Annotated in this window: 18 protein-coding genes and 1 tRNA gene; 10 read left to right on the top strand and 9 right to left on the bottom strand. The window is 67.5% G+C overall.

The features are described from left to right. Positions 1-222: 222 nt before the first annotated feature. Together AC07XS_RS07995 and AC07XS_RS07990 are read left to right on the top strand one after the other, a co-directional pair. The gene (locus AC07XS_RS07995) at positions 223-1,590 is read left to right on the top strand and encodes a metallophosphoesterase (RefSeq protein ID WP_182713967.1); all 1,368 of its coding nucleotides are present in this window, start codon (positions 223-225) and stop codon (positions 1,588-1,590) included. Between the two features lie 32 nt (positions 1,591-1,622). Continuing rightward, positions 1,623-2,294, top strand: a complete 672-nt coding sequence (locus tag AC07XS_RS07990; protein ID WP_182713968.1) for a hypothetical protein — start codon at positions 1,623-1,625, stop codon at positions 2,292-2,294. Positions 2,295-2,372: 78 nt separating this feature from the next. Here the strand turns inward: AC07XS_RS07990 and AC07XS_RS07985 are convergent, their stop codons facing one another. Together AC07XS_RS07985 and AC07XS_RS07980 are read right to left on the bottom strand one after the other, a co-directional pair. After that, positions 2,373-5,666: a S8 family serine peptidase gene (locus tag AC07XS_RS07985; RefSeq protein ID WP_182713969.1), complete on the bottom strand. Its 3,294-nt coding sequence runs from the start codon at positions 5,664-5,666 to the stop codon at positions 2,373-2,375. A 279-nt stretch (positions 5,667-5,945) separates the two neighbouring features. Then, a tRNA-Ser gene (locus AC07XS_RS07980) sits at positions 5,946-6,035 on the bottom strand. A gap of 138 nt (positions 6,036-6,173) precedes the next feature. Between AC07XS_RS07980 and msrA the strand changes: the two genes are divergently transcribed. From msrA to AC07XS_RS07955, 5 genes are all read left to right on the top strand, one after another. After that, a complete protein-coding gene (gene msrA / locus AC07XS_RS07975) occupies positions 6,174-6,824 on the top strand; it encodes a peptide-methionine (S)-S-oxide reductase MsrA (RefSeq protein ID WP_054764969.1) in 651 nt (216 codons plus the stop codon). Positions 6,825-6,929: 105 nt separating this feature from the next. After that, the gene (locus tag AC07XS_RS07970) at positions 6,930-8,252 is read left to right on the top strand and encodes a VOC family protein (RefSeq protein WP_054764968.1); all 1,323 of its coding nucleotides are present in this window, start codon (positions 6,930-6,932) and stop codon (positions 8,250-8,252) included. 60 nt (positions 8,253-8,312) lie between these two features. Continuing rightward, positions 8,313-10,160: an acyltransferase family protein gene (locus tag AC07XS_RS07965; RefSeq protein WP_321208003.1), complete on the top strand. Its 1,848-nt coding sequence runs from the start codon at positions 8,313-8,315 to the stop codon at positions 10,158-10,160. A 150-nt stretch (positions 10,161-10,310) separates the two neighbouring features. After that, the gene (mdoH, locus tag AC07XS_RS07960; RefSeq protein ID WP_182713971.1) at positions 10,311-12,275 is read left to right on the top strand and encodes a glucans biosynthesis glucosyltransferase MdoH; all 1,965 of its coding nucleotides are present in this window, start codon (positions 10,311-10,313) and stop codon (positions 12,273-12,275) included. A 124-nt stretch (positions 12,276-12,399) separates the two neighbouring features. Beyond that, on the top strand, positions 12,400-12,717 hold the full coding sequence (locus AC07XS_RS07955; protein ID WP_182713972.1) for a hypothetical protein: 318 nt from the start codon (positions 12,400-12,402) through the stop codon (positions 12,715-12,717). Positions 12,718-12,735: 18 nt separating this feature from the next. On the opposite strand, the gene AC07XS_RS07950 is transcribed toward AC07XS_RS07955, so the two are convergent. From AC07XS_RS07950 to AC07XS_RS07920, 7 genes are all read right to left on the bottom strand, one after another. Continuing rightward, positions 12,736-13,020 (bottom strand): GNAT family N-acetyltransferase, encoded by a 285-nt coding sequence (locus AC07XS_RS07950; protein WP_182713973.1) that lies wholly within the window; start codon positions 13,018-13,020, stop codon positions 12,736-12,738. A gap of 61 nt (positions 13,021-13,081) precedes the next feature. Next, entirely contained in the window at positions 13,082-13,465 is a 384-nt protein-coding gene (locus tag AC07XS_RS07945) for a hypothetical protein (RefSeq protein WP_182713974.1), read from the bottom strand. Positions 13,466-13,475: 10 nt separating this feature from the next. Next, positions 13,476-14,141 (bottom strand): DUF4870 family protein, encoded by a 666-nt coding sequence (locus AC07XS_RS07940; RefSeq protein WP_182713975.1) that lies wholly within the window; start codon positions 14,139-14,141, stop codon positions 13,476-13,478. Between the two features lie 79 nt (positions 14,142-14,220). After that, positions 14,221-14,619 (bottom strand): dihydroneopterin aldolase, encoded by a 399-nt coding sequence (gene folB / locus AC07XS_RS07935; protein ID WP_182713976.1) that lies wholly within the window; start codon positions 14,617-14,619, stop codon positions 14,221-14,223. 5 nt (positions 14,620-14,624) lie between these two features. Further along, positions 14,625-15,383, bottom strand: coding sequence for an SDR family oxidoreductase (locus AC07XS_RS07930; protein ID WP_182713977.1), 759 nt, complete (start codon positions 15,381-15,383; stop codon positions 14,625-14,627). A 386-nt stretch (positions 15,384-15,769) separates the two neighbouring features. Next, positions 15,770-16,408, bottom strand: coding sequence for a hypothetical protein (locus AC07XS_RS07925; RefSeq protein WP_182713978.1), 639 nt, complete (start codon positions 16,406-16,408; stop codon positions 15,770-15,772). Further along, positions 16,395-17,483 carry a ParA family protein gene (locus AC07XS_RS07920; RefSeq protein WP_182713979.1) on the bottom strand — a complete coding sequence of 363 codons (1,089 nt, stop codon included), beginning with the start codon at positions 17,481-17,483 and terminating at the stop codon, positions 16,395-16,397. The genes AC07XS_RS07925 and AC07XS_RS07920 overlap by 14 nt, the downstream gene beginning before the upstream one ends. Positions 17,484-17,751: 268 nt before the next feature. Between AC07XS_RS07920 and AC07XS_RS07915 the strand changes: the two genes are divergently transcribed. The 3 genes from AC07XS_RS07915 to AC07XS_RS07905 all read left to right on the top strand — a co-directional run bounded on the left by AC07XS_RS07915 (position 17,752) and on the right by AC07XS_RS07905 (position 19,625). Then, entirely contained in the window at positions 17,752-18,222 is a 471-nt protein-coding gene (locus AC07XS_RS07915; RefSeq protein ID WP_182713980.1) for an NUDIX domain-containing protein, read from the top strand. A gap of 61 nt (positions 18,223-18,283) precedes the next feature. Beyond that, the gene (locus AC07XS_RS07910; RefSeq protein WP_182713981.1) at positions 18,284-19,147 is read left to right on the top strand and encodes an alpha/beta hydrolase; all 864 of its coding nucleotides are present in this window, start codon (positions 18,284-18,286) and stop codon (positions 19,145-19,147) included. A gap of 31 nt (positions 19,148-19,178) precedes the next feature. After that, complete coding sequence (locus tag AC07XS_RS07905) at positions 19,179-19,625, top strand: DMT family transporter (RefSeq protein ID WP_054764958.1); 447 nt, start codon at positions 19,179-19,181, stop codon at positions 19,623-19,625. Positions 19,626-19,754 lie beyond the last annotated feature (129 nt).

Genomic DNA, 19,754 nt, shown 5'->3' with positions numbered 1-19,754 from the left:
GGAGGAACGATCGCGCGACGCCGTAAAGCTTCGAAAAGGGAATCGCCAGCGTCAGACGGGCCGCTTTGTTGAAGCTTTGAAGACGCGGACACAGTGGTGTGACAATCGGCCTCAGGCGGGGCGCCGCGCGGCCCCCCAGTCTTGTTCGAACAAGGTTGAAGTGCGACGATGTAAGGGTGCGTCTCTCCGCTGCGCGCCCCTTCCCCATATCCTGGATTGCGCATGTCTCTCGTCAGGCCTTCCCGCCGCCGTCTTCTGCAACTGGCCGGGGCGACGACGCTGGCGCCGGGCCTGATCGGCCTGAGAGCGAAGGATCAGACCAAGACGATCGGCCGGGTGCTGGCGGTTTCGGACATGCATTCGGCCTATGAACGCACCGCCCAACTGCTGGCCGCCTTTGAAAGGGAGGTGCGGACCCATCCGATTCCCCATGTGATCGCCGTCAACGGCGACCTGTTCGAACACGGCAACGCCGTGGCCGTGCGGTCCGGCGGTGTGATCGACTGGGCGTTCGTCGAGGCCCTGCCGCGCCTGGCGCCCACGGTGTTCAACCTGGGCAATCACGACAACGACCTGACCCCGGACCTGGCTGAGGTCGTGGCGCGGCTGCGGACCCTAGGCGTCCAGGTCGTCACCACCATCGGCGACCGACGCACGGGCGAAGGCTACGCCCCCTCTTCGACCACCCTGCCCTTCGGCGCCCGATCCTTGCGCGTCGTGGGCATAGGGACCGACGCCCTGAACACCTATCCCAAGGTCTCTCGCGACCAGTTGGACATTCCATCTCCTGCGGTCTGGGCAAGGGCCCAACTTGGAGCCGCATTGTCGGGCGCCGATCGGGTTCTGATCCTGAGCCATGCGGGTGTCGCGGCCGATCGCGACATCCTGCCCCTGCTGCCCGACGGCGGCCTGATGATCGGCGGCCACAACCATCTGCTGTTCCAGCATCAACAGGGCCGCAGCGCCTATGCCCACACAGGCTCGTGGACAAGCGCCTATACGGTTGGCGAATTCCGCGCCGACGGCTCGGTCACGGCCGCCTCTCACCCGGTCGCGGTGGACGCCGCGGCCGATCAGCCCCTGGCCGAACGGATCGCCGCGACCCTGGCCGCCCAGATGACGGCGGAGGAGCGGGCCCTACTGGGCGTCAGCCCCCGCGCCCTGTCGCTGGGCGACACTGGACGGCGGGTCGCGGCAGGCCTGGCCCAGGCGGCAGGCGTCGATGCGGGCTTCATCGGCCACACCACCCTGGGCGCCGGCCTGCCCGCCGGGCCGGTCAGCCGCTACGTCTTCGACGCCGTCGTGCGTTTCGACGGCCGGCTGATGACCGCCGTCGTCCCGCGTGATCGGTTCGACGCCTTTCTCGCCCGCGCCAACCAGGACCGGCCGATGCCGCTCAGCGCGCGCAACGGCGACTTCCTCTACGCCGCCGGCGCCGCGCCGACGGACGGCCCCGTGCGCATCGTCACCACCGACTGGTGCGCGACCAATCAGGCCGAATATTTCGGCGTCGCCGACCTCGTCTTCGCCGAAGCGCCCGGCCTGACGGTCAAGACGGCGGCGGCGGCGGCCCTGTTGGAGCCGCATTGACAACGGCCGCCCAGCCGGAGCCAAGATGGATCATGGCGATGCGCTCGATACTGTCGACCATCCTGGCCCTGGCGGCCTTGGGACAGGGTGGGAGCGCGGCCGCGCAGACGACGGGGCGTTGGACCGTCGATCAGGCCTACGCCGTCATCGACTTCCAGACCCGCCACGACGTCCGCAGCATCGCCCAAGCCTTGGAGCGCCATCTGCGCCGTCACGGTTTCCGGGCCGTCACCCGCCACCAAGCCTCCGGCGACCCGCCCCGCACGCCCGGCCGTTTCACCCTGGCGGACCCGGCCACGCCCAGTGGTTTCGGTCTGGAGGATCCGACGACGCGCGCCGCGGCGGGCTGGCTGCGGCCGGTCCGCACGGTCGTCTGCAACGGCGCCGCCTGGCGCGCCGAAGTCAGCCCGCGTCAGGTCGGGCCGGTCGAGACCCGCTACACCCTCTGTCTCTTTCCCTATCGCGACGGCGCGCGCCAGGGACTTCAGCTCGACATCTACGCCGCCGCCGTCCTGCACGGCGATCCAGAGACGCCGATCGCGCCGCAGTCCGAAGCCGTCTCGCCCGAAGCCTTCATGCGGGGCGCGGTTCAGGCGGTCGAACAAAGGATCCGTCAGCCCGGCGCCTGGATCGAACATCGCCCGGCCAATCGCGACCGGCCCTTCTTCCTGGACGACGACGCCCTGTCCGCCGGTCCCCACTGAAGTCTTTCGACTGAGCCCGAAAACGATCGCGCCCCCGACGGAGCCGTCGGGGGCGCGAAAGTCAGCGTTCAGGCGGGATCAGAACTTGACGCTGAAACGGCCGAAGATGCGGTTGTCGCGGTACTCGTCCTTGTAGAGGCCGGTGTAGCCCATCTCCAGCGCGGTCCGTTCGGTCGCCTGGACTGTGAAGGCCAGGCCGCCGGAGATGACGTCGTCCCCCGGATTGGCGCCGTTGATCACGAAGCCGGGTCCGTCGGCGAAGGCGGCGTCGAACACGGGCCCGTCGCCGTTCAGATCGTGGGTATAGGCCAGGTGGGTCACCGCCGACAGACGCGGACGGCCCTGACCGCCGGCCAGGACGGTGCGGGTGCGGAAGCCGGCCGTGACCAGATCCGCCGTCTGTTCGACCTGGCCCGACAGGGCGGCGTCTCCGCCGACCTCGACGACGTCGGCGTCGTACTGGACATGGCTGAAGGCGCCGTAGGGTTCGAACATCGTCGCCCCGACCGCTCGGCTCCAGGCCAGTTCGCCATAGACCTGCCAGACGTCGCCGTCATAGTCCCCGGCCAAGGCGTTGCTGAACTGATTCAGTTGAGCGGTGCGGTCGGTGCGGACGTCGGCCTTGGCCCAGGATCCGCCGACACGGACCTGGAAGTCGCCCAGGGCGCCGCCGCCGTAGACGCCGATCTGTTCGCTGTTGACACGACCCGTCGAGTTCAGCCGCGCCGACCGCAGTTCCGAACGGCTTTCGCCCAAGGCCAAGCCGATGTGAACATCGTCCGACAGCGCCTTTTCGGCCCCGACCAGATAGCCGGACGATTCGCTGCGGAAGGCCGCCAGGCCGTCATGACGCGAGCCGCGGCCGTCGCCGAAGACGCCGCTGCCCCAGACCGAAACCCCGTTGCCCGCATAGGTCTGACCGCCGGCCTGACCCCGGCCGCGGTCCGACATGGCCTCGCGGATCGCGCGCGTGTCGGACACCGCCAGGCCGGCCAGAGAGGCGTGAACCTCGCCAGTCAGGCTGGGCAGGGCGGCCTGAACCGCGGGCACGCTGGCGTCCAGCAGGGCGTTCTCCAGCGACAGGTCGCGGCTTCCGCTGGTCGCCGATCCGTTGATCATCACGTCCAGGGCTGCGCCCGCCGACTTCTGGTTCGAGTTGGCGCCTAGGGACGCCACCGTCACGTCGTTGCGGCGCACCGTCAGCGTGACCCCGTTGGTCGAATAGGTCAGGACCGGCGTCAGGAAGGCCAGATCGCTCTGCGCCCCGGTGAAGGCGCCGGTGACTGCGCCCGTCGACTGAATGATGTTCATCCGCGAGCGCAGGTTCCATTCGCCGCTGTCGGCCTTCAGCACGACCTGACCGCCCTCGAGGCGCGTCGCCCCGCCGACGTTCAGCCGCGAATAGGCGCCGCCGTTGACGCTGGAGCGGATCCACAGGAAGGAGCCCGGCTTGAAGTTGACGTCGCCGGCGACGGTCAGGGTTCCGAACGGATTGGCCCCGTCGCCCGGCGCGACCACGCCGCCGCTTTCCGCCGTCAGGTTCAGCAGACGACCGACGCCGCCGATCATGCCCACGCCGCCGACGGTGGCGTTCGAACGCAGCAGGCTGCCGTTGACGGTCAGAAGACCGCCCTCGACGCGGGTCGGGCCGCTGTAGTCATTGGCGCCGGTCAGGATCAGCTGCCCCCCGCCCTTCTTGACCAGACCGCCGATGTCATTGCCGAAGTTGGCCCGCACCTCGGCCGAATAGCGGTCGCGGGCGTCGCCGATGTTGTTGCTCCAGACATCGACGGTGCCGACCGCCACGGTGACGTCGCGGGTCGCCCGCAAAGCGGTCGGGCCGCCCAAGGCGACGTTCATCTGGGGCGCGCCCCAGCCGGACTTCAGATCGACGCCCGGCGTGTCCAGATCCCGCGAGCTGGACACCAGAATGTCCGAAATCAGGGCCGTGGAATATTCGGGGAAGTTCTCCATCAGGAGGGCGGCGAAGCCCGACACGTTCGGCGCCGCCATCGACGTGCCGGTATAGGCCGCATAGCCGGCGCCGGTGTAGCGGATGTACTGGTTCAGCACCCGCTGCAGTTCGGCGTTGGCGTATTCGAGCACGGCGCCGGAGAAGGCCGGGGTCAGGATCGCCATGTTGTTGGTCGAGACCAGCAAGCCCGCCAGGGTGGAGGTGAAGCTGTCGGGATCGCCCAGGCGGGCTCCCGCAACCAGGGTGATGGCCGCCGCTTGCCGAGCCACTTCGCGCCGTTGCGCGTCCTCGTCATAACCGGGTCCGCCGGCTTCTCGCGCGTCGAGATAGTTGTTCAGCACGACCAGAAACTGGTTCACGGCCGCAGATTGCAGGGCCGAGACGGTGGTCGCAGCATAGAGTCCCGTATAGTTCGCCCGGGGATATAGGGCCAGGATGCCGGCCCGGTCCATCGTATAGGCGGGCACGGACGAGACGACGGCCGAACCCGGTCCGGCGACGCACCAGGTCGCCGTCTGACCGCAGAAGCTGGTCGACGGGTCGGCGGCGGTGAAGCTGGAATAGTTGGCGACCGACAGCCAGTTGGAGCGCAGGCGCGGATCCGACAGGGGCGCCACGGCGTCGATGCTGGCGTGGACGCCATAGCCGTTGCCGGCCGAGAAGACCACCAGCACGTCCTTGTCCAGCACGGGCTTGTAGTAGTCGCCGTAGTTCCGGTTCATCGACGCCAGAACGGTCGACAGCGACGCATTGTACGGCAGGGACGTGCCGCTGCCCCAGCTGTTGTTGATGATGCGCACCTGCCCCGTATTGGCCAGATCGACGATGTTCTGGTTCGAGGTCGCGACGATGTCGCCGTCGATATAGACGTCCTTGAACCACAGGAAGTCGCCGGCCGCGAAGTTGGTGGTGGCGGCGTAGAGCTTGGCGCCGTAGGCGTTGCCGAACATGGGCTGACCCGCGACCCGGTCGCCGGCGATGGTGCCCGCCACATGGGTGCCGTGGCCCTCCCATCGACGACGCGGATTGATCCGCCCGTCATTGCCGTAGCCCTCGACGACCTGGGTTCGCAGCCCCGTCACCTTGCCCGCCGATCCGAACAGGGGGTGGTCCATATAGACGCCGGCGTCATTGACCCCGATCGTCTGACCCCGCCCGGTCAAACCCATGGCGTAGGCATGTTCCAGCCCCAGGAAACGCTTGGAATAGTCGACCGAAAACTGGGCGTCCGACCGCCACGAGGCCAGGGCCGTCTGATAGTTGGTCGTGCGCGTCCCATTGGCCATATAGAAGCCGCCGGCCGGCGGGGTCGGCGCGGTCTGCGCCGCCGCCGCGCCCGCCAGGACCGACACGCCCGCCGTCGCAGCCATCAGGCCGATTTTGAAACTGAAAGCCACTCTTTCCCCCTCTTCGGCCGACGGCCGAACGCTTAAGCTTGCAACCCCACGGCGCAATTCAAACACTCAATCGACCGGCGCGAGCACCGTCGTCAACACATTTCGGACAAAAGACGGGCGCGGCGTTTCGTCTTTTAGGGGATAAAATTCCGACGCGTTCTGCGCGGCCAGCCGTAGCCTTCTCCGCATTGTCATGCGCTATTCGGTTCAGCGGCGCAGGTCCAGACCATCGCCGGGCCGAAGCAACTCGCTCGCAGGGGGGGTACGGAGGGAAAGCCGTGGCGGACAGAGAGGGATTCGAACCCTCGGTAGGCTTTCACCTACACACGCTTTCCAAGCGTGCGCGATCGACCACTCCGCCACCTGTCCGTTTCACGCCAGCTCGTGCGCGCCGCCGGAGGTCGATCCGGCGGGAGGCGGGCCTGATAGAACACCATGGCCCCCTCGGCAAGCGCCTGTGACGTCCCCATATGGGGGCGGACGACATTTTCCTTATTGGGGAACCCCATGCTGCTGACCAAGACCGCCGAACTGCCCACCGCCGAGACCGCCCTGCCCGGACGCGCCGAGCCCCTGGCGACGGACGAAACCCATTTCGTCAGCGGCCATCCGCTGAAGGGGCCCTATCCCGAGGGTTTTGAAACGGCGATCTTCGGCATGGGCTGTTTCTGGGGCGTGGAGCGGGTCTTCTGGTCCCTGCCGGGCGTCTGGGTGACGTCGGCCGGCTATTCGGGCGGAATCACGCCCAATCCGACCTATGAGGAGACCTGCACCGGCCGGACCGGGCATGCCGAGGTGGTCAAGGTGGTGTTTGACCCGTCGGTCATAACCTACGGCGACCTGCTTAAGGCTTTCTGGGAAAACCACGACCCGACCCAGGGCATGCGCCAGGGGAATGACGTCGGCACCACCTATCGGTCCGCCATCTACACTCTGAACGACGATCAGCAGCGCGAGGCCGAGGCGTCGCGTGACGCCTATCAGGCGGCCCTGACCGCGGCCGGGCGCGGCGCCATCACCACCGAGATTCAGCCTGCCGGCGAATACTATTACGCCGAGGGTTATCACCAGGGCTATCTGGCCAAGAATCCGGCCGGCTATTGCGGCATCGGCGGCACCGGCGTGGTCTGTCCGATCGGGATCGGCGTGAGGGCCTGACCGACGTCCTTGGATGACGGTCGAGCGAAATGTCCTGTCCGCCTCCGGCTAGGCGTGGGCGGCGGACAGGCGTAGGGAAGCCGAAAAAGCCACGGGAGATCCGCCATGTCCGCCTTCGTCCATCCCGATGAAATTCGCAGCCGTTTCTCGGCCGCCCTGTCGGCCATGTACCGAGCGGAAGTGCCCCAGTACGGGGAGCTGCTGACCCTGGTGGCCGAGGTCAACGCCGAGGCCTTGAAGGCCGATCCGGCGGGGGCGGACCGGCTGGCCGCAGCCGGCGAACTGGCGCGGCTGTCTGAGGAACGGCACGGCGCCATCCGCGTCGGCACGGCGGACGAACTGGCCACCATCGCCCGCGCCTTCGCCGTCATGGGCATGGCGCCGGTCAGCTATTACAATCTGGCCCCCGCGGGGGTGCCGGTCCATTCGACCGCCTTCCGCCCGGTCGATCCGGCGGCCCTGGCGCGCAATCCCTTCCGGGTCTTCTGCTCCCTGCTGCGGCTGGAGCTGATCGCGGATCAGGACCTGCGTCAGGAGGCGGCCGCCGCCCTGGCCCGGCGCGACATCTTCACCCCGGGCGCGCGGGCGCTGATCGAGACGGCCGAGACCGCGGGCGGCCTGGACGAGGATCAGGCCGACCGCTTCGTCTCCGAACTGCTGGAGACCTTCCGCTGGCACGCCGAGGCGACGGTCAGCGCCGAGACTTACGAGCGCCTGGTCGCCGCCCACCGGCTGATCGCCGACGTGGTCAGCTTCAAGGGGCCGCACATCAACCATCTGACGCCGCGCACCCTGGACATAGACGCGGCCCAGGCCGCCATGCCCGAACGGGGCATCACGCCCAAGGAGACGATCGAGGGGCCGCCCGCCCGCGCCTGCCCGATCCTTCTGCGCCAGACCAGTTTCAAGGCCCTGCAGGAGGCCATCGCCTTCCCCGGCGCGGACGGGGCCGTCCAGGGGGTGCACACCGCCCGCTTCGGCGAGATCGAGCAGCGCGGCTGCGCCCTGACCCCGACGGGACGCGCCCTGTACGACGCGGCCCTGGCCAGCAAGGACTTTTCGGCCCTGCCCGACGACTGGACGGCCCTGCGCCGGAACGGCTTGGCCTGGTTCCGCTATCGCGCGACGCCGCAGGGCCTGGCCGGCCGCGCCGAGACGGCCGATCTGGAGGCCCTGATCGCCCTGGGTCACGTCGTCGCGGAGCCGATCACCTACGAGGACTTCCTGCCCGTCAGCGCCGCCGGAATCTTCCAGTCCAACCTGGGCGCCGAGGTGCGCGAAGCCTATGCCGTCGACCCGGCCAAGGCCGATTTCGAACAGGCCCTGGGCCGGTCGGTGCTGGACGAGATGGTCCTGTATCAGGCGGAGCAGGAGGCTTCGATCGCCGCCGCCCTGAAGGCCTTGGGTCTGGCCGAGGCCGCGGCCTGAGCAAATCCGAGACCATCCGCCGTATTGCCTGACGCCCCGCGCCGGATCATAGACGCGGCCGTGCCCCCCTCCGCCCCCTCGTCTGCGCGTCGTTATGATCTGGACTGGATCCGGGTTGGGGCGTTCGGCCTGCTGATCCTCTATCACGTCGGCCTGGTCTACGGGGTCTACGGCTGGCACGTGCACAGCGTTCACACCTTCGAGTGGATGCGCGAAGCCATATTGATCACCAATCCGTGGCGGCTGACCCTGCTGTTTCTGGTGTCGGGCGCGGCCCTGCGGTTCATGACCTTCCGCCGCACGCCGCGCCAGGTGGCCCGGGCGCGGTTCGAGCGGCTGGTTCCGCCGCTTCTGTTCGGGGCCGTGGTCCTGGTGCCGATCCAGTCCTGGATCGAGGCGATGGACAAGGCCGGCTGGCCCGGCGGCCTGGCCGGCTACGCCGCCTGGATGGTGCACGAGTTCAGCTTCAGCGGCCTGGCCGACGGCGTGCCGGTCAACCACCTGTGGTTCATCGTCTATATCGCCGCCTACAGTATCGTCGCCATCCTGCTGTGGCGGCGGCCCGGCCTGATCGACCGGATCGGCGGATGGCTGGAGACGGCCCTGGCGGGGCCGCGCCTTCTGATCCTGCCGATCCTCTATCTGATCGCCATCCGCATCCTGCTGTTTCCCTGGTTCGGGGTGACCAATGTCCTGCACTGGGACTGGTACAATCACGCCCTGTCGCTGGGCGCCTTCGTCTTCGGCTTCAGCATCGTGGGCCGCGAGACCCTCTGGCGCGACATGGAGCGGTATCGCTGGGTCGCCCTGGGGCTGGCGGCGGTCGCCCTGCCGATCATGATGGCCCAGGTCTGGCATCCGGGCGGCCGGGCCTTCTGGGGCGTGCCCAAGGCCATGGTCTACGGCCTGGACCAGTGGGCGACGATCGTCGCCATCCTGGGCTTCGGCAGCCGGCATCTGCGGTCGCGCGGCGGGCCGGTCCTGCCCTATCTGACCGAGGCCACCTTCCCCCTCTATCTGGCGCACCAGACCATCCTGGTGGCGGCGGTCTGGATCATCCGCCCCGCCCGTCTGCCGGCGGGGCTGGAGGCCCTGTCCCTGCTGCTGATCACCTTCGTGGGCAGTTTCGCGGTCTATGAGATCGTCAAACGCATCCCGGCCGTCCGCCCGCTCTGGGGCCTGAAGCCGCTGGACGGCCGGCCCTGGCCGCTGGACCTCCAGGCCCTGCGCAAACCTTCCGCCCGGTATCACCGGCGCCGCCGCCTGCTGGCCGTCGGCGTCGCCGCACCGCTTCTGGCCCTGACCGTGGTGGCGGCCGCCATCGCCGCCTATCCGGGGTTCGACAACGCCACCCAGTATCTGAGCGAGCTGGGCGGGGCGACCGCCCCCCTGCCCCTGATCTTCAACGGCGGGGTCTTCGTCGCCGGGGTGATGGCGGGGCTGGCGGGAATCGGCTTCGGCCTGGCCGTCTACGCCCTGACCGAGAAGCGCGCCGCCGGGGCCGTGATCGCCGTCGTCTTTGTCCTAGCGGGCGCCGGCATGTCGGGCTCGACCCTCTACCCCTGGCCGGACCCGCGCCACATGATCATCAACCTGGCCCTGGGCATTCAGCTGGCGCCGGTGCTGCTGCTCTGGGGTCTTGCGTCGCGCCGAGATCTGCCCCGGCTCAAAATCTTCCTGACCGCCATCTTTGTCATCATGGCGTGTCTGACCGTTGTTACAAAACACATGATCTTTCCCGGCACGGTCAACGACGCCAACGTCGGCTGGTGGGAGCGGGCCTACGCCCTGGTGCTGGTCGGCTGGGTCGGCGTCGCCGCCTGGCTGCTGGACCGCAAGTTGTTGCAGGAAGCGATAAAATCCCCGTCTGGCGGGTCCGTCGCCCAGGTCGCGGCGGCGGGTGAGTAAAAAAACCCCGAATTTTTCGCCCCTATCAACATTGCGTGATTGAAAATCGCGCGAATGTGATCGACTATAGGGGTCGTGCTGCGATGCAGCGCGCACCGCCTTCCTGCCTTCGGAAGCGCGGCTGGTCAACACGGGGGCGCTCAGAGCGGCATGAACAAGCTGGCGATCCGGCCTGTCGAACAGGCTGAAATCGAGACCCTGAACCCGGCGCCGCAGGGCCCGGCCTGGTCCTGGCTGCCCGACGAGGCGCCGCTGGCCATGCCGGTCCAGTCCCTGACCGCGCCCGACGCCGTCGCCGAGGCCATCCCCGCCACCTCCCCGCGCGCGGTCGGCCTGCGCCGGCTGATGCTGCTGGCCGGCACCCTGGTCCTGACCGGCCTGTCCGCCATCGCCCCCTTCTATCTCTACGCCCGCAAGGGTTGGGACGGGACCGAGGTTCTGGCCTTCGGCATCTTCATGGTGCTGATCACCGCCATCTCCTGCTGGTTCGTCAGCGGCCTGATGGGCCTGTTCGTCATGCTGCGCGGCAAGGACCAGGCCGACCTGTCCTTCGCCCCCCACCCGGCCCTGCCGCGCACCCGCACGGCCCTGCTGATGCCGCTGTACAACGAGGACGCCCGCGCCTCCTTCGCCCGTCTGGCGATGATCGACGCCTCGCTGACGCGCCTGGGCGCCGCCTCGGCCTTCGACATCTTCGTGCTGAGCGACTCGACCAAGGAAGAGGCCGCCGCCGACGAGCGTTCGGTCTTCCAGGCCTTCCGCCAGACCGCCGGCTGCAAGACCTTCTATCGTCGCCGCACCGAGAACACCGAGCGCAAGGCCGGCAATCTGGCCGAATGGGTCCGTCGTTTCGGCGGCGCCTACGAGACCATGATCGTTCTGGACGCCGACAGCACCATGGCCGGCGAGACCCTGCTGCGCATGGTCGACGCCATGGAGCGCAACCCCGGCGTCGGCCTGATCCAGACCGCCCCCGTCATCATCAAGGCCCGCACCATCTTCGCCCGGGTGTCGCAATATTCGGTGCGCCTGTACGGCCGCGTCGCCGCTGCCGGCCTGGCCTACTGGACCGGTTCGGAATCCAGCTACTGGGGCCACAACGCCATCATCCGCACGCGCGCCTTCGCCGCCTGCTGCGGCCTGCCCCATCTGAAGGGCAGGAAGCCCTTCGGCGGCCATATCATGAGCCACGATGTGGTCGAGGCCGCCCTGATGCGCCGCGCCGGCTGGGCCGTCCACGTCAGCGCCGCCCTGGAAGGGTCGTGGGAAGAGACCCCGCCGTCGATCACCGACTTCATCCGCCGCGATCACCGCTGGTTCCAGGGCAATCTGCAGCACCTGGGCCTGATCGGCGCCAAGGGCCTGTCGCCGATGAGCCGCCTGCAGCTGGCCATGGGCTGCATGGCCTATCTGTCCTCGCCCCTGTGGATGGCGTCCCTGATGGTCGGCCTGTTCATCCAGATGTTCTATCCGGTCGACTGGACCAGCTTCTTCTACATCCTGAACCCGCAGTTCACCCCCTTCATGCTGGCCTCCTTCCTGTCCGGCGTCCTGCTGATCGGGCCCAAGTTCATGGGCGCCGCCCTGGTGCTCAGCCGCCCGGCCGAGCGGCGCGCCTTCGGCGGACGCCGCGCCATCGCCAAGGGCATGGCGGCCGAGATCGCCCTGTCGGCCATCCTGGCCCCCATTCTGATGGTCGCCAACACCAAGGCCTTCATTCAGATCCTGTCCGGCCACGACACCGGATGGACCACCCAGCAGCGCGAGGCCGACGGCCTGGCCTGGTCCGACGCCTTCCGCGCCATGCGCTGGCAGATGATCGCCGGCGTCGGCTTCATCGCGCCCCTGTGCGTCCGCCCCGACTTGGCCACCTGGTTCGCCCCGATCGTCCTGCCCCTGCTGCTGGCCGCCCCGATCGCGGTCTGGACCTCGCGCGTCCGTTCGGGCGACGCCCTGGCCCGGAAGGGCTTCCTGGTCACCCCGGCCCAGGACGGCGTCAGCGTCAATCCGGCCGTGCTGCACACGCCCCGTTCGCCCCTGCGCGCGGTCGCCGGCGGCGTCCTGGCCCCGGTCGCAGCCCCGGCCATGGTCCCGGCTCGCGCGCCGGAGCTCTAAGCCCCGCTCTATCCGCCGACCGATGCAGGACGGCCACAGAACCGTCACAACCGCTACAGCCCCGCTCGACGCAGGGCTCGGTCTTGATCATCTTCAGTCATCAGCTCTGCTGAGGACCGATTCCATGACCAAGAAGACCAGCGCCGATTCCAAGCCCGAACTCCGCATCGTCGGGACCGAGGCGGCCGTCTATGACCTGATGCGAGCGCCCGAGACGACGGCTGAGCGGGTCAAACGCCTTCAGATGGAGGCGCACGCCCTTGCCCTGGAAGAGATCGACCAGTTCGAGAAACTGCTGAGCCAGGCCGCGCAAAAGGCCAAGGACATCGCCTCGGGCGGCGACGCCTATCCGGTCGGCGTTCGCGAGATCGCCACGCGCCTGGCCGCCGACCTGCCGACCCGGGCCGAGACCATACGCACGATCGTGGGCCGCCTGGGCTGACCCCAGGGGGTCCGGCCCTCAGGCAAGGACGTCGTCATAATCCGGGTGTCGCTTGTGCCAGGCCACGGCGTAGCTGCATTGCGGGAACAGTTTCAGCCCGTGTTCGCGTGCATGTTCGGCCATCGCCTGCATGAAGCGCCCGGCGGCGCCCGAGCCGCGCAGGCTCTGGTCCGCCTCGACGTGCAGGATCATCCGCGCCCCGCCGCGCACGGCGTAGTCGGCCCAGACCCGTCCCTCGCCGCCCTCGCCGTCGAACATCTGTTCAAAGCGGTTGTCGTCCCTGGCGTCGGTGAACGGTCCCATGCTCAACTCCCTTTACGCTTCAACAGCCTGGGAGAAGGGACGTTCCATCGGCGCCGACGCCTCAGATCGGCTTGTCCTGCAACAGATTGATCAGGCCCAGCACGCTCTTCACCGTGAACCAGACACTGAGCAGGAACCAGATCAGCAGGAACAGCAGCAGGAAGGGAATGCCGATCAGCACCACCGAGGCCAGGGCGCTGGCGAAGATGCCGACCCAGGCGGCGATGGTCCACCAGAAGACCGACCAGAAGAGGCGGATCTGGGCGTCGATATGTTGCCGGGCCACGCCCGCGGCCGTGCTGCGCGTCACATAGGCCACCACCAGCCCGACCAGGACCAGCACATTGGCGCTGGGGATGGACAGGATGAACAGGGCCCAGGCGATCAGGGCGCCGACCTTGCCTTCCGGCTCCTGGCCGGGGGTGAAATTGGGTTCGGTCGTCATGGTCGTCCTTTCAGAACAGCCAGCTGCGCGGATTGTCGATCGGCCGCCCGGCCTTCAGACGCATCACGCCGAAGACGCCGCGCGCCAAGATCCACAGGGCCGACAGGAACAGGACGAAGACCCCGATATTGACGATCACCAGCAGGCCGCCCAGCACCACCGCGACGGCGGCGATCCACAGGGTGCGCCTCTGATACAGGAAGTGGCTGGCGGCCAGACGCTCCTGCGGGCCTTCGCGCCCGGTCACGGCCACCAGGGCCAGAAGCGCCGAAACCCCCAGGGTCGGCACGGCCAACAGGATCAGCACATAGACGGCGTAAAGGCTCATCGGCGCGGGCGGCTGTTCCTTTCGGCGCCCCAGGCTGTCGCGCAGGGCGTCCACCGGGCCGGGCCGCACGGACCGGTCAAACGGTCCCGGCTGGGCGGGGGCGAGCGCCGCAACGGGGTGGGGCTCGGGCGGATCGAACAGATCGGCTTCGCGCTCAGGGGCCGGCGTCACGGGCTCGGCCCTGGTCGGCGCGGCGACCGGCGCAGCGGGCGTCGCCTCCGGCTCCCGGCGCCGCCCCGCCAGCGAAGCCGCCGAGACGAAGCCGACCAGGGCGTCGTGATCCTGATCATCGGACGCGGCCTGGGGCTGTGCGGACTCTGAGCCTTGCGGATCGCCGGGTTCGGCCATGGACAGGATACGCTTCTCTCGCGCCGCCGAGACGGCTGGACTGTTAAGGACAATGGCCGCCCGCGCGGGCGGACGCAACCTATCGCGCCAGCACGATCTCGCATCCGGGCGCGATCACGGCCGACAGGGCGCCGGGCTTTTCGATCCGCACCCTGGCCCGCATCACCCGCCGGTCGTCCAGACAGGCCCGCGCCAGCCGGTCGGCGAAGGTCTCGACCAGTCCCACATGGCCCTCGGCGGCGATGGCGCGCGCGGCCTCGGCGACGGTCTCATAGTTGATGGTGTCGCCCAGCCGCTCGATCGGCCGGGGCTCCAGCTCCAGGGTCACGTCGATGACCAGGGTCTGAAGCCGCCCCTGTTCGTGGTCATAGACCCCGATCCCCGCCTGAACCTCCAGCCCGCGCACGAAGACGCTCAGCCGCTCGCAGCGCAGCGGTTCGTCCGCCGGAAACGGCGACACCGACGACGACTGAACCACGCGACCTACTCCTGGATGTCCGGGGTGCGCCAGGCCAGATGCTGGCCCCCATCGACGGCGATCATCTGGCCCGTCACCATTCGCGCGTCAATGAGCCACAGCACGGCCTCGGCCACCGCTTCCGGGCTGCCGGGCGTCTGCAACAGGGTGGCGCGCGCCTCGGCGGCGAATTCTTCGGGCGTCTGATGGATCGACGGCAGGGTCGGCCCCGGCCCCACGCCGTTGACGCGGATGCCCGGCGCCAGGGCCTGGGCCAGGGTCTGGGTCGCCCACCACAGCCCATTTCGCGACAGACTGTAGGAGAAGAAGCGCGGATCGGGCTTCAGCACCTTCTGGTCCAGCAGATTGACGATCGCCCCTTCCACCGTCTGGGCGGCGAAGGTCTCGGCCAGCACGATCGGCGCCCGCAGATTGGTCTCCAGATGCTTGTCCCAGCTGTCGCGCGTCAGGCCGCCGATCCGGTCGTCCTCGAACACCGAGGCGTTGTTGACCAGCACCGTCACCGGCCCCAGGGCCTCGGCCGCCGCCGGCACCAGGGCGCGCACCCGCGCCTCGTCCGTCAGATCGGCCTGCAACAGACAGGCGCGCCGCCCCAGGCCGCCGATCGCCTCGGCCAGATCCCGCGCCGCCTCGCCCGAGGCGTGATGATGGATCGCCACATCGAACCCGGCCCTGGCCAGGGTCAGACATATGGCCCGCCCGATCCGCCGCGCCCCGCCCGTGACCAGGGCGACGCCCCGGCCCGAGGTCGCCGATTCAGTCAACCCGACCGAACTCGACGAAGTTCATCAGGGCCATGACGGCGATGAAGCCGAAGATGATGCCGAGCGCCAGCATGGTGATCCTCCTGTTTCCCCAAGGCTTAGAGGCAGGCGGGGCGCGGTTCAAGCGGAGGATGGGGGTGGGGCGGAAGTGACTCTTCTGGGACCTTTGGAAGGTCAGCTATTGAGGCCGCACGAAGCAGCTGACTCCGGCGATCCGGCGATGGCGTGACGTCGACATTCCACCGTCTTTGCTCAATTCAGGTCGTTGATCAGCCTTGGCCGCAGGTCGGGGCTTTCGGATTTGATCCGACAGATGCCGGCGAGGAGCGCACACACACTCGATGGACCGAAGCAAAATAGCCAGGCCGACGCATCCCGCAGCCCGACTACTGGTGTGGTCCAGCGAGCTGGAACTCCGTTTCAGAGTCAATGGCAGCAGCCAAGTCGCCAATAAATTCCAATACGCGCGAAGCGTCGTCGCGGGCGACTGGATTTGGGGATAGTGCGCCAGGTGGGGTGTCGACCGAGTGAGCAATCAAATCGCGACGGTCGCCAATGAACGTCAGTTCTTCCCGGATATCCTGTTCCGTGCGTTGCTCATATCGCCCTGTCGCCTTCATGCGGCCGAAGATGCGAGCCCACTTTTCTTTAGCCTCGCAGATCCAGATAAAGCTGAGCGCTTCCGAGACCTTTTCAGGCTTGTAGAATGAGGTGTAGCGCACCGCCGAATACACATGATCGCGGTATAGCAAGAGCCTTTCGGTAGGCAACGCCTGATCCATCTCAAGCACGCTCCCAAGCGGCACTCGAACTGATCTTAAGTTCGTAGTAAGCATGGGCGGTGAACGGTCGATCCAGCGCAACGCTGACTCGGAGACGAGTTCCGTCATGTAGAGATCGAATGCCGAGACGCTGGAAATCCAGACATGCCTAAGGGCAAATTCGTCCCCACGAGCGTCGAAGTTCTCGATGCACTGAACGCCGACCGCTAGGTGGTCATCGAAGCGCGCTTTAGCCGTTGTCATGGTCGATGATTGTCACGATCTTCGTGCAGACAGCGTCGAAGATCGAGTCAAACGTCTTAATGTTTTCCTGCACGCTGCTTTTTACATTTCCGCGTAGGTCCGCTTCCTTCAAATCTTCGTCGTCTATATTAAAGACAGGCTTTCCGAATTCTGCGGCGATATGGCTGACTTGAGCAAAGTCGGGAATGCGGGCGAGTGCGTACAGTCGATCCTTGTCGGGGTCGCGGGCTGCTTCGGGCAGCTCTATGAGAGCAGCCTGCACATAGGCCTCGAGGCTGAACAGGCATCCACTAGGCTGAAGTTTGGGAACGAACTCGGTCTCGATGCGATCATCGATTTGCGACAGGCGCTCATGATACCGCCCTGCCGCCTTGCTCTTGTGACGATTGAATCGGGAGTGGAGGGCCCCGAGGAATTTTGTCGATCCTGTCGGCAGAGGATAGGTGGCGTCGGAGAACGCGCCTCCAAACGTTTCCTTCCAGTGCACCCATTTCTCGATCTCCAGACCCAAGGTCTTGAGTGACATCAACGAAAACGGATCGGGATTGGTAGGCACGATGAAGGAGTCGCTGATCATGAAGAAGTTCTGATTCAGCGCGCCGAGGCCTGGGTTGATGTCGATGATGCTGTAGTCAATGTCGTGCCGCTCTTCCTCGAGCGAGATAATGCGGTGCAGTGCTCCCGGCAGGTTTTTAGTGACGGAAAGCGTGCCTCGCGTTTCCTGAGCCAGGCTGATTTGACCTTCGAGCGAAGATAGGTCCGGGTGTCCTGGAAGGACGAATAGTCGTTCGCCGTTTTCGGCCAACGGGCAGTCAAACGCTTCGATCGGTGCGGGCCGGCCTTCGAAAATCGGCCTTACCGCATCATAGATGTTGTTGAGGCGCGTATCGGACTGTTCGTCGTAATGCTCTTCAAACCGATCACCGAGGGATCGGGCGGTTAGATTGACCTGCGAGTCTCCATCGACAAGCAATACGCGATACCCTTGCTGCGTCAGCTTCCAGCCAATGTTGTAGGCTGAGGTGGTCTTCCCGACTCCGCCTTTATGATTGAACAACAATATTCTTTTGGCCATCAGTATCCCCGCCTGAGCGTGATAACGCTCGCGCCTCAAAGACAGATCTCAAGGCAACTAGCCAAATGCGACCTCTCCCGAACTTATGAGCAGAGAAGCGACGGTAGCAAGTGGATCGCGTCTCGCTCAAGCTACCAACTGAGGCTTCTTGGCCGCCCGGCTCATGAATGTCGTGTTCCTGGTGGTGCATCAACGTCGGCTGTTGGCGCAATGCGCCCGTTCTCCCTTAGAAAGATCAGCCGATATCGAGCCCCACGCCGACACCCCCATGACCTGGCGCATCCACGTCGAACCCTTCACCCGTCCGCTCTTCTTCGCCTGGTCGCGCCTGACGCGCGGCAAGACCCTGGGCGTGCGGGCCGTGGCGACCGACGCCGGGGGGCGGGTGCTGCTGGTGCGGCACACCTATCTGAAGGGCTGGTGGTTGCCGGGGGGCGGGGTGGATCGGGGCGAGACGACCCATCAGGCCGTGGTGCGCGAACTGCGTGAGGAGGCCGGGCTGATCGCGCGGTCGGCGCCGCGCCTGGCGTCGATCCATTCCAATGAACGGTTCTTTCCCGGCGATCACGTCGCCGTCTTCGTCATCGACGCCTTCGAGCCGGGCGAACCGACCAGTCGCGGCGAGATCGCCGAGGTCGGCTGGTTCCACCCCGCCGCCCTGCCCGCCGACGTCAATCGGGGCTGTCGCGCGCGGCTGGCCGAAATCTTCGACGGCGCCCCGGTTTCCGACCTCTGGTGAGACGGAAATGATCCGCTGATCCGTTTCAGAACGGCCAAGCCTGTTCGGAAAGGATCCTTCTATGCCCGTCTCCCGTCGCCTGGCCCTGATGGGGCTGGCCCTCGGCGCCCTCTTGCCCAATGCTGCTCTGGCCCAATCGCGCGGAGATCGGCGGCGCCGTCGAACGGGGCCGCCCGCGGCGACCCCGGCGCCGTCCCAGACCGTCGCCTTCGGCCCCGATCCGCTTCAGGCCTATGACCTCTATGCCGACCGGGGCGCAGGACCGGTCCTGATGTTCGTCCACGGCGGCGGCTGGTCGCGGGGCGAGCGGACGCGGGTCAATGAGCTGCCGGCCTATGCCCGCCGCCACGGCCTGACCCTGGCCTCGACCGGCTATCGACTGGCGCCCGCCGTCAGCGCCCGCGAGTCGGCAATGGACGTCGCCGCCGCCGTCGCCGACCTGAAACGCCGCCTGCCCGGCCGGCCGCTCTATCTGATGGGCCATTCGGCCGGGGCGCATCTGGCCGCCCTGGTCGGGATCGACCCCGACTATCTGGGCGCCGTCGGGCTGAGGCCGTCGGATCTGGCGGGGGTGATCCTGCTGGACGGCGCCGGCTATGACGCCACGGCGCCGCGCGGGGACGGCCGCATCGACCAGTGGCTGGGCCAGACCTATGACCAGGCTTTCGGCGACCAGGCCGCCGCCCTGTCGCCCACCCTGCGCGTCCGCCCCGGCGTCGCCTATCCGCCCTTCTTGATCTTCCACGTCGCCCGGCGTCAGGATTCGGCCGTCCAGAGCCGGGGCCTGGCCGAGGCCCTGACCCGCGCCGGCGGCCGGGCCGAGGTCGTTCCCGCCCCCGACGACAGCCATATGACCATCAATCGGGGCTTCGGCGCCGCCGGCGATCCGGAGGGCGAACGCGCCGCCCGCTTCATCTCGGGCTAACAAAAGGCCGGCGACGTGCTAGCCAAGGCCCATGAACCCGTCTCTGTTCGCCATCCTCGTCGTCGTTCTGGCCGGGGGCGCCACCGCCCTTCAGGCGCCGACCAACGCCAAGCTGGCGACCGCCGTCGCCTCGCCGGTCAATGCGGCCTTCATCTCCTTCGCCGTGGGCACGACGGTGCTGGGCATCCTCGCCGCCCTGATGCAGACCCGGCCCGACATGGCCGCCGCCCGCGCCCTGCCCTGGTACGCCTGGCTTGGCGGGGTCTACGGCGCCTGTTTCGTGGTGGCCGCCGCCTGGGGCGTGCCGCGCCTGGGGGTGGCCATGACCATCACCCTGATGGTCGGGGGCCAACTGCTGCTCAGTTTGATCCTGGATCATTTCGGCGCCCTGGGGGTGCCGCGCCAGCCGCTGAACCTGGGCCGGATCGCCGGTGTGGGCCTGGTTCTGGCCGGCGTCCTTCTGGTTCGCCGCTCGTAAATCCAGACCCTCTCCCGCTTGCGGGAGAGGCAGCGCGTCGATCGCGCAGCGATCCAGCGACGGAGAGGGAAGTCTTCTTCCCTGAAGTGAAACTCCCCCATCGTCAGCCGTCTCGCTACACTCGACGAG

This window comes from Brevundimonas sp. GW456-12-10-14-LB3 (assembly GCF_059424365.1).
The sequence above is the reverse complement of the archived record's forward strand: the minus strand, read 5'-3'. Positions and strand labels throughout refer to the sequence as shown.

Coding starts and splice junctions, on each gene's coding strand:
- AC07XS_RS07995 (WP_182713967.1), top strand. CDS start 223: ATGTCTCTCGTCAGGCCTTCCCGCCGCCGTCTTCTGCAACTGGCCGGG.
- AC07XS_RS07990 (WP_182713968.1), top strand. CDS start 1,623: ATGGCGATGCGCTCGATACTGTCGACCATCCTGGCCCTGGCGGCCTTG.
- msrA (WP_054764969.1), top strand. CDS start 6,174: ATGCTGCTGACCAAGACCGCCGAACTGCCCACCGCCGAGACCGCCCTG.
- AC07XS_RS07970 (WP_054764968.1), top strand. CDS start 6,930: ATGTCCGCCTTCGTCCATCCCGATGAAATTCGCAGCCGTTTCTCGGCC.
- mdoH (WP_182713971.1), top strand. CDS start 10,311: ATGAACAAGCTGGCGATCCGGCCTGTCGAACAGGCTGAAATCGAGACC.
- AC07XS_RS07955 (WP_182713972.1), top strand. CDS start 12,400: ATGACCAAGAAGACCAGCGCCGATTCCAAGCCCGAACTCCGCATCGTC.
- AC07XS_RS07950 (WP_182713973.1), bottom strand. CDS start 13,020: ATGGGACCGTTCACCGACGCCAGGGACGACAACCGCTTTGAACAGATG.
- AC07XS_RS07945 (WP_182713974.1), bottom strand. CDS start 13,465: ATGACGACCGAACCCAATTTCACCCCCGGCCAGGAGCCGGAAGGCAAG.
- AC07XS_RS07940 (WP_182713975.1), bottom strand. CDS start 14,141: ATGGCCGAACCCGGCGATCCGCAAGGCTCAGAGTCCGCACAGCCCCAG.
- AC07XS_RS07925 (WP_182713978.1), bottom strand. CDS start 16,408: ATGACAACGGCTAAAGCGCGCTTCGATGACCACCTAGCGGTCGGCGTT.
- AC07XS_RS07920 (WP_182713979.1), bottom strand. CDS start 17,483: ATGGCCAAAAGAATATTGTTGTTCAATCATAAAGGCGGAGTCGGGAAG.
- AC07XS_RS07915 (WP_182713980.1), top strand. CDS start 17,752: ATGACCTGGCGCATCCACGTCGAACCCTTCACCCGTCCGCTCTTCTTC.
- AC07XS_RS07910 (WP_182713981.1), top strand. CDS start 18,284: ATGCCCGTCTCCCGTCGCCTGGCCCTGATGGGGCTGGCCCTCGGCGCC.
- AC07XS_RS07905 (WP_054764958.1), top strand. CDS start 19,179: ATGAACCCGTCTCTGTTCGCCATCCTCGTCGTCGTTCTGGCCGGGGGC.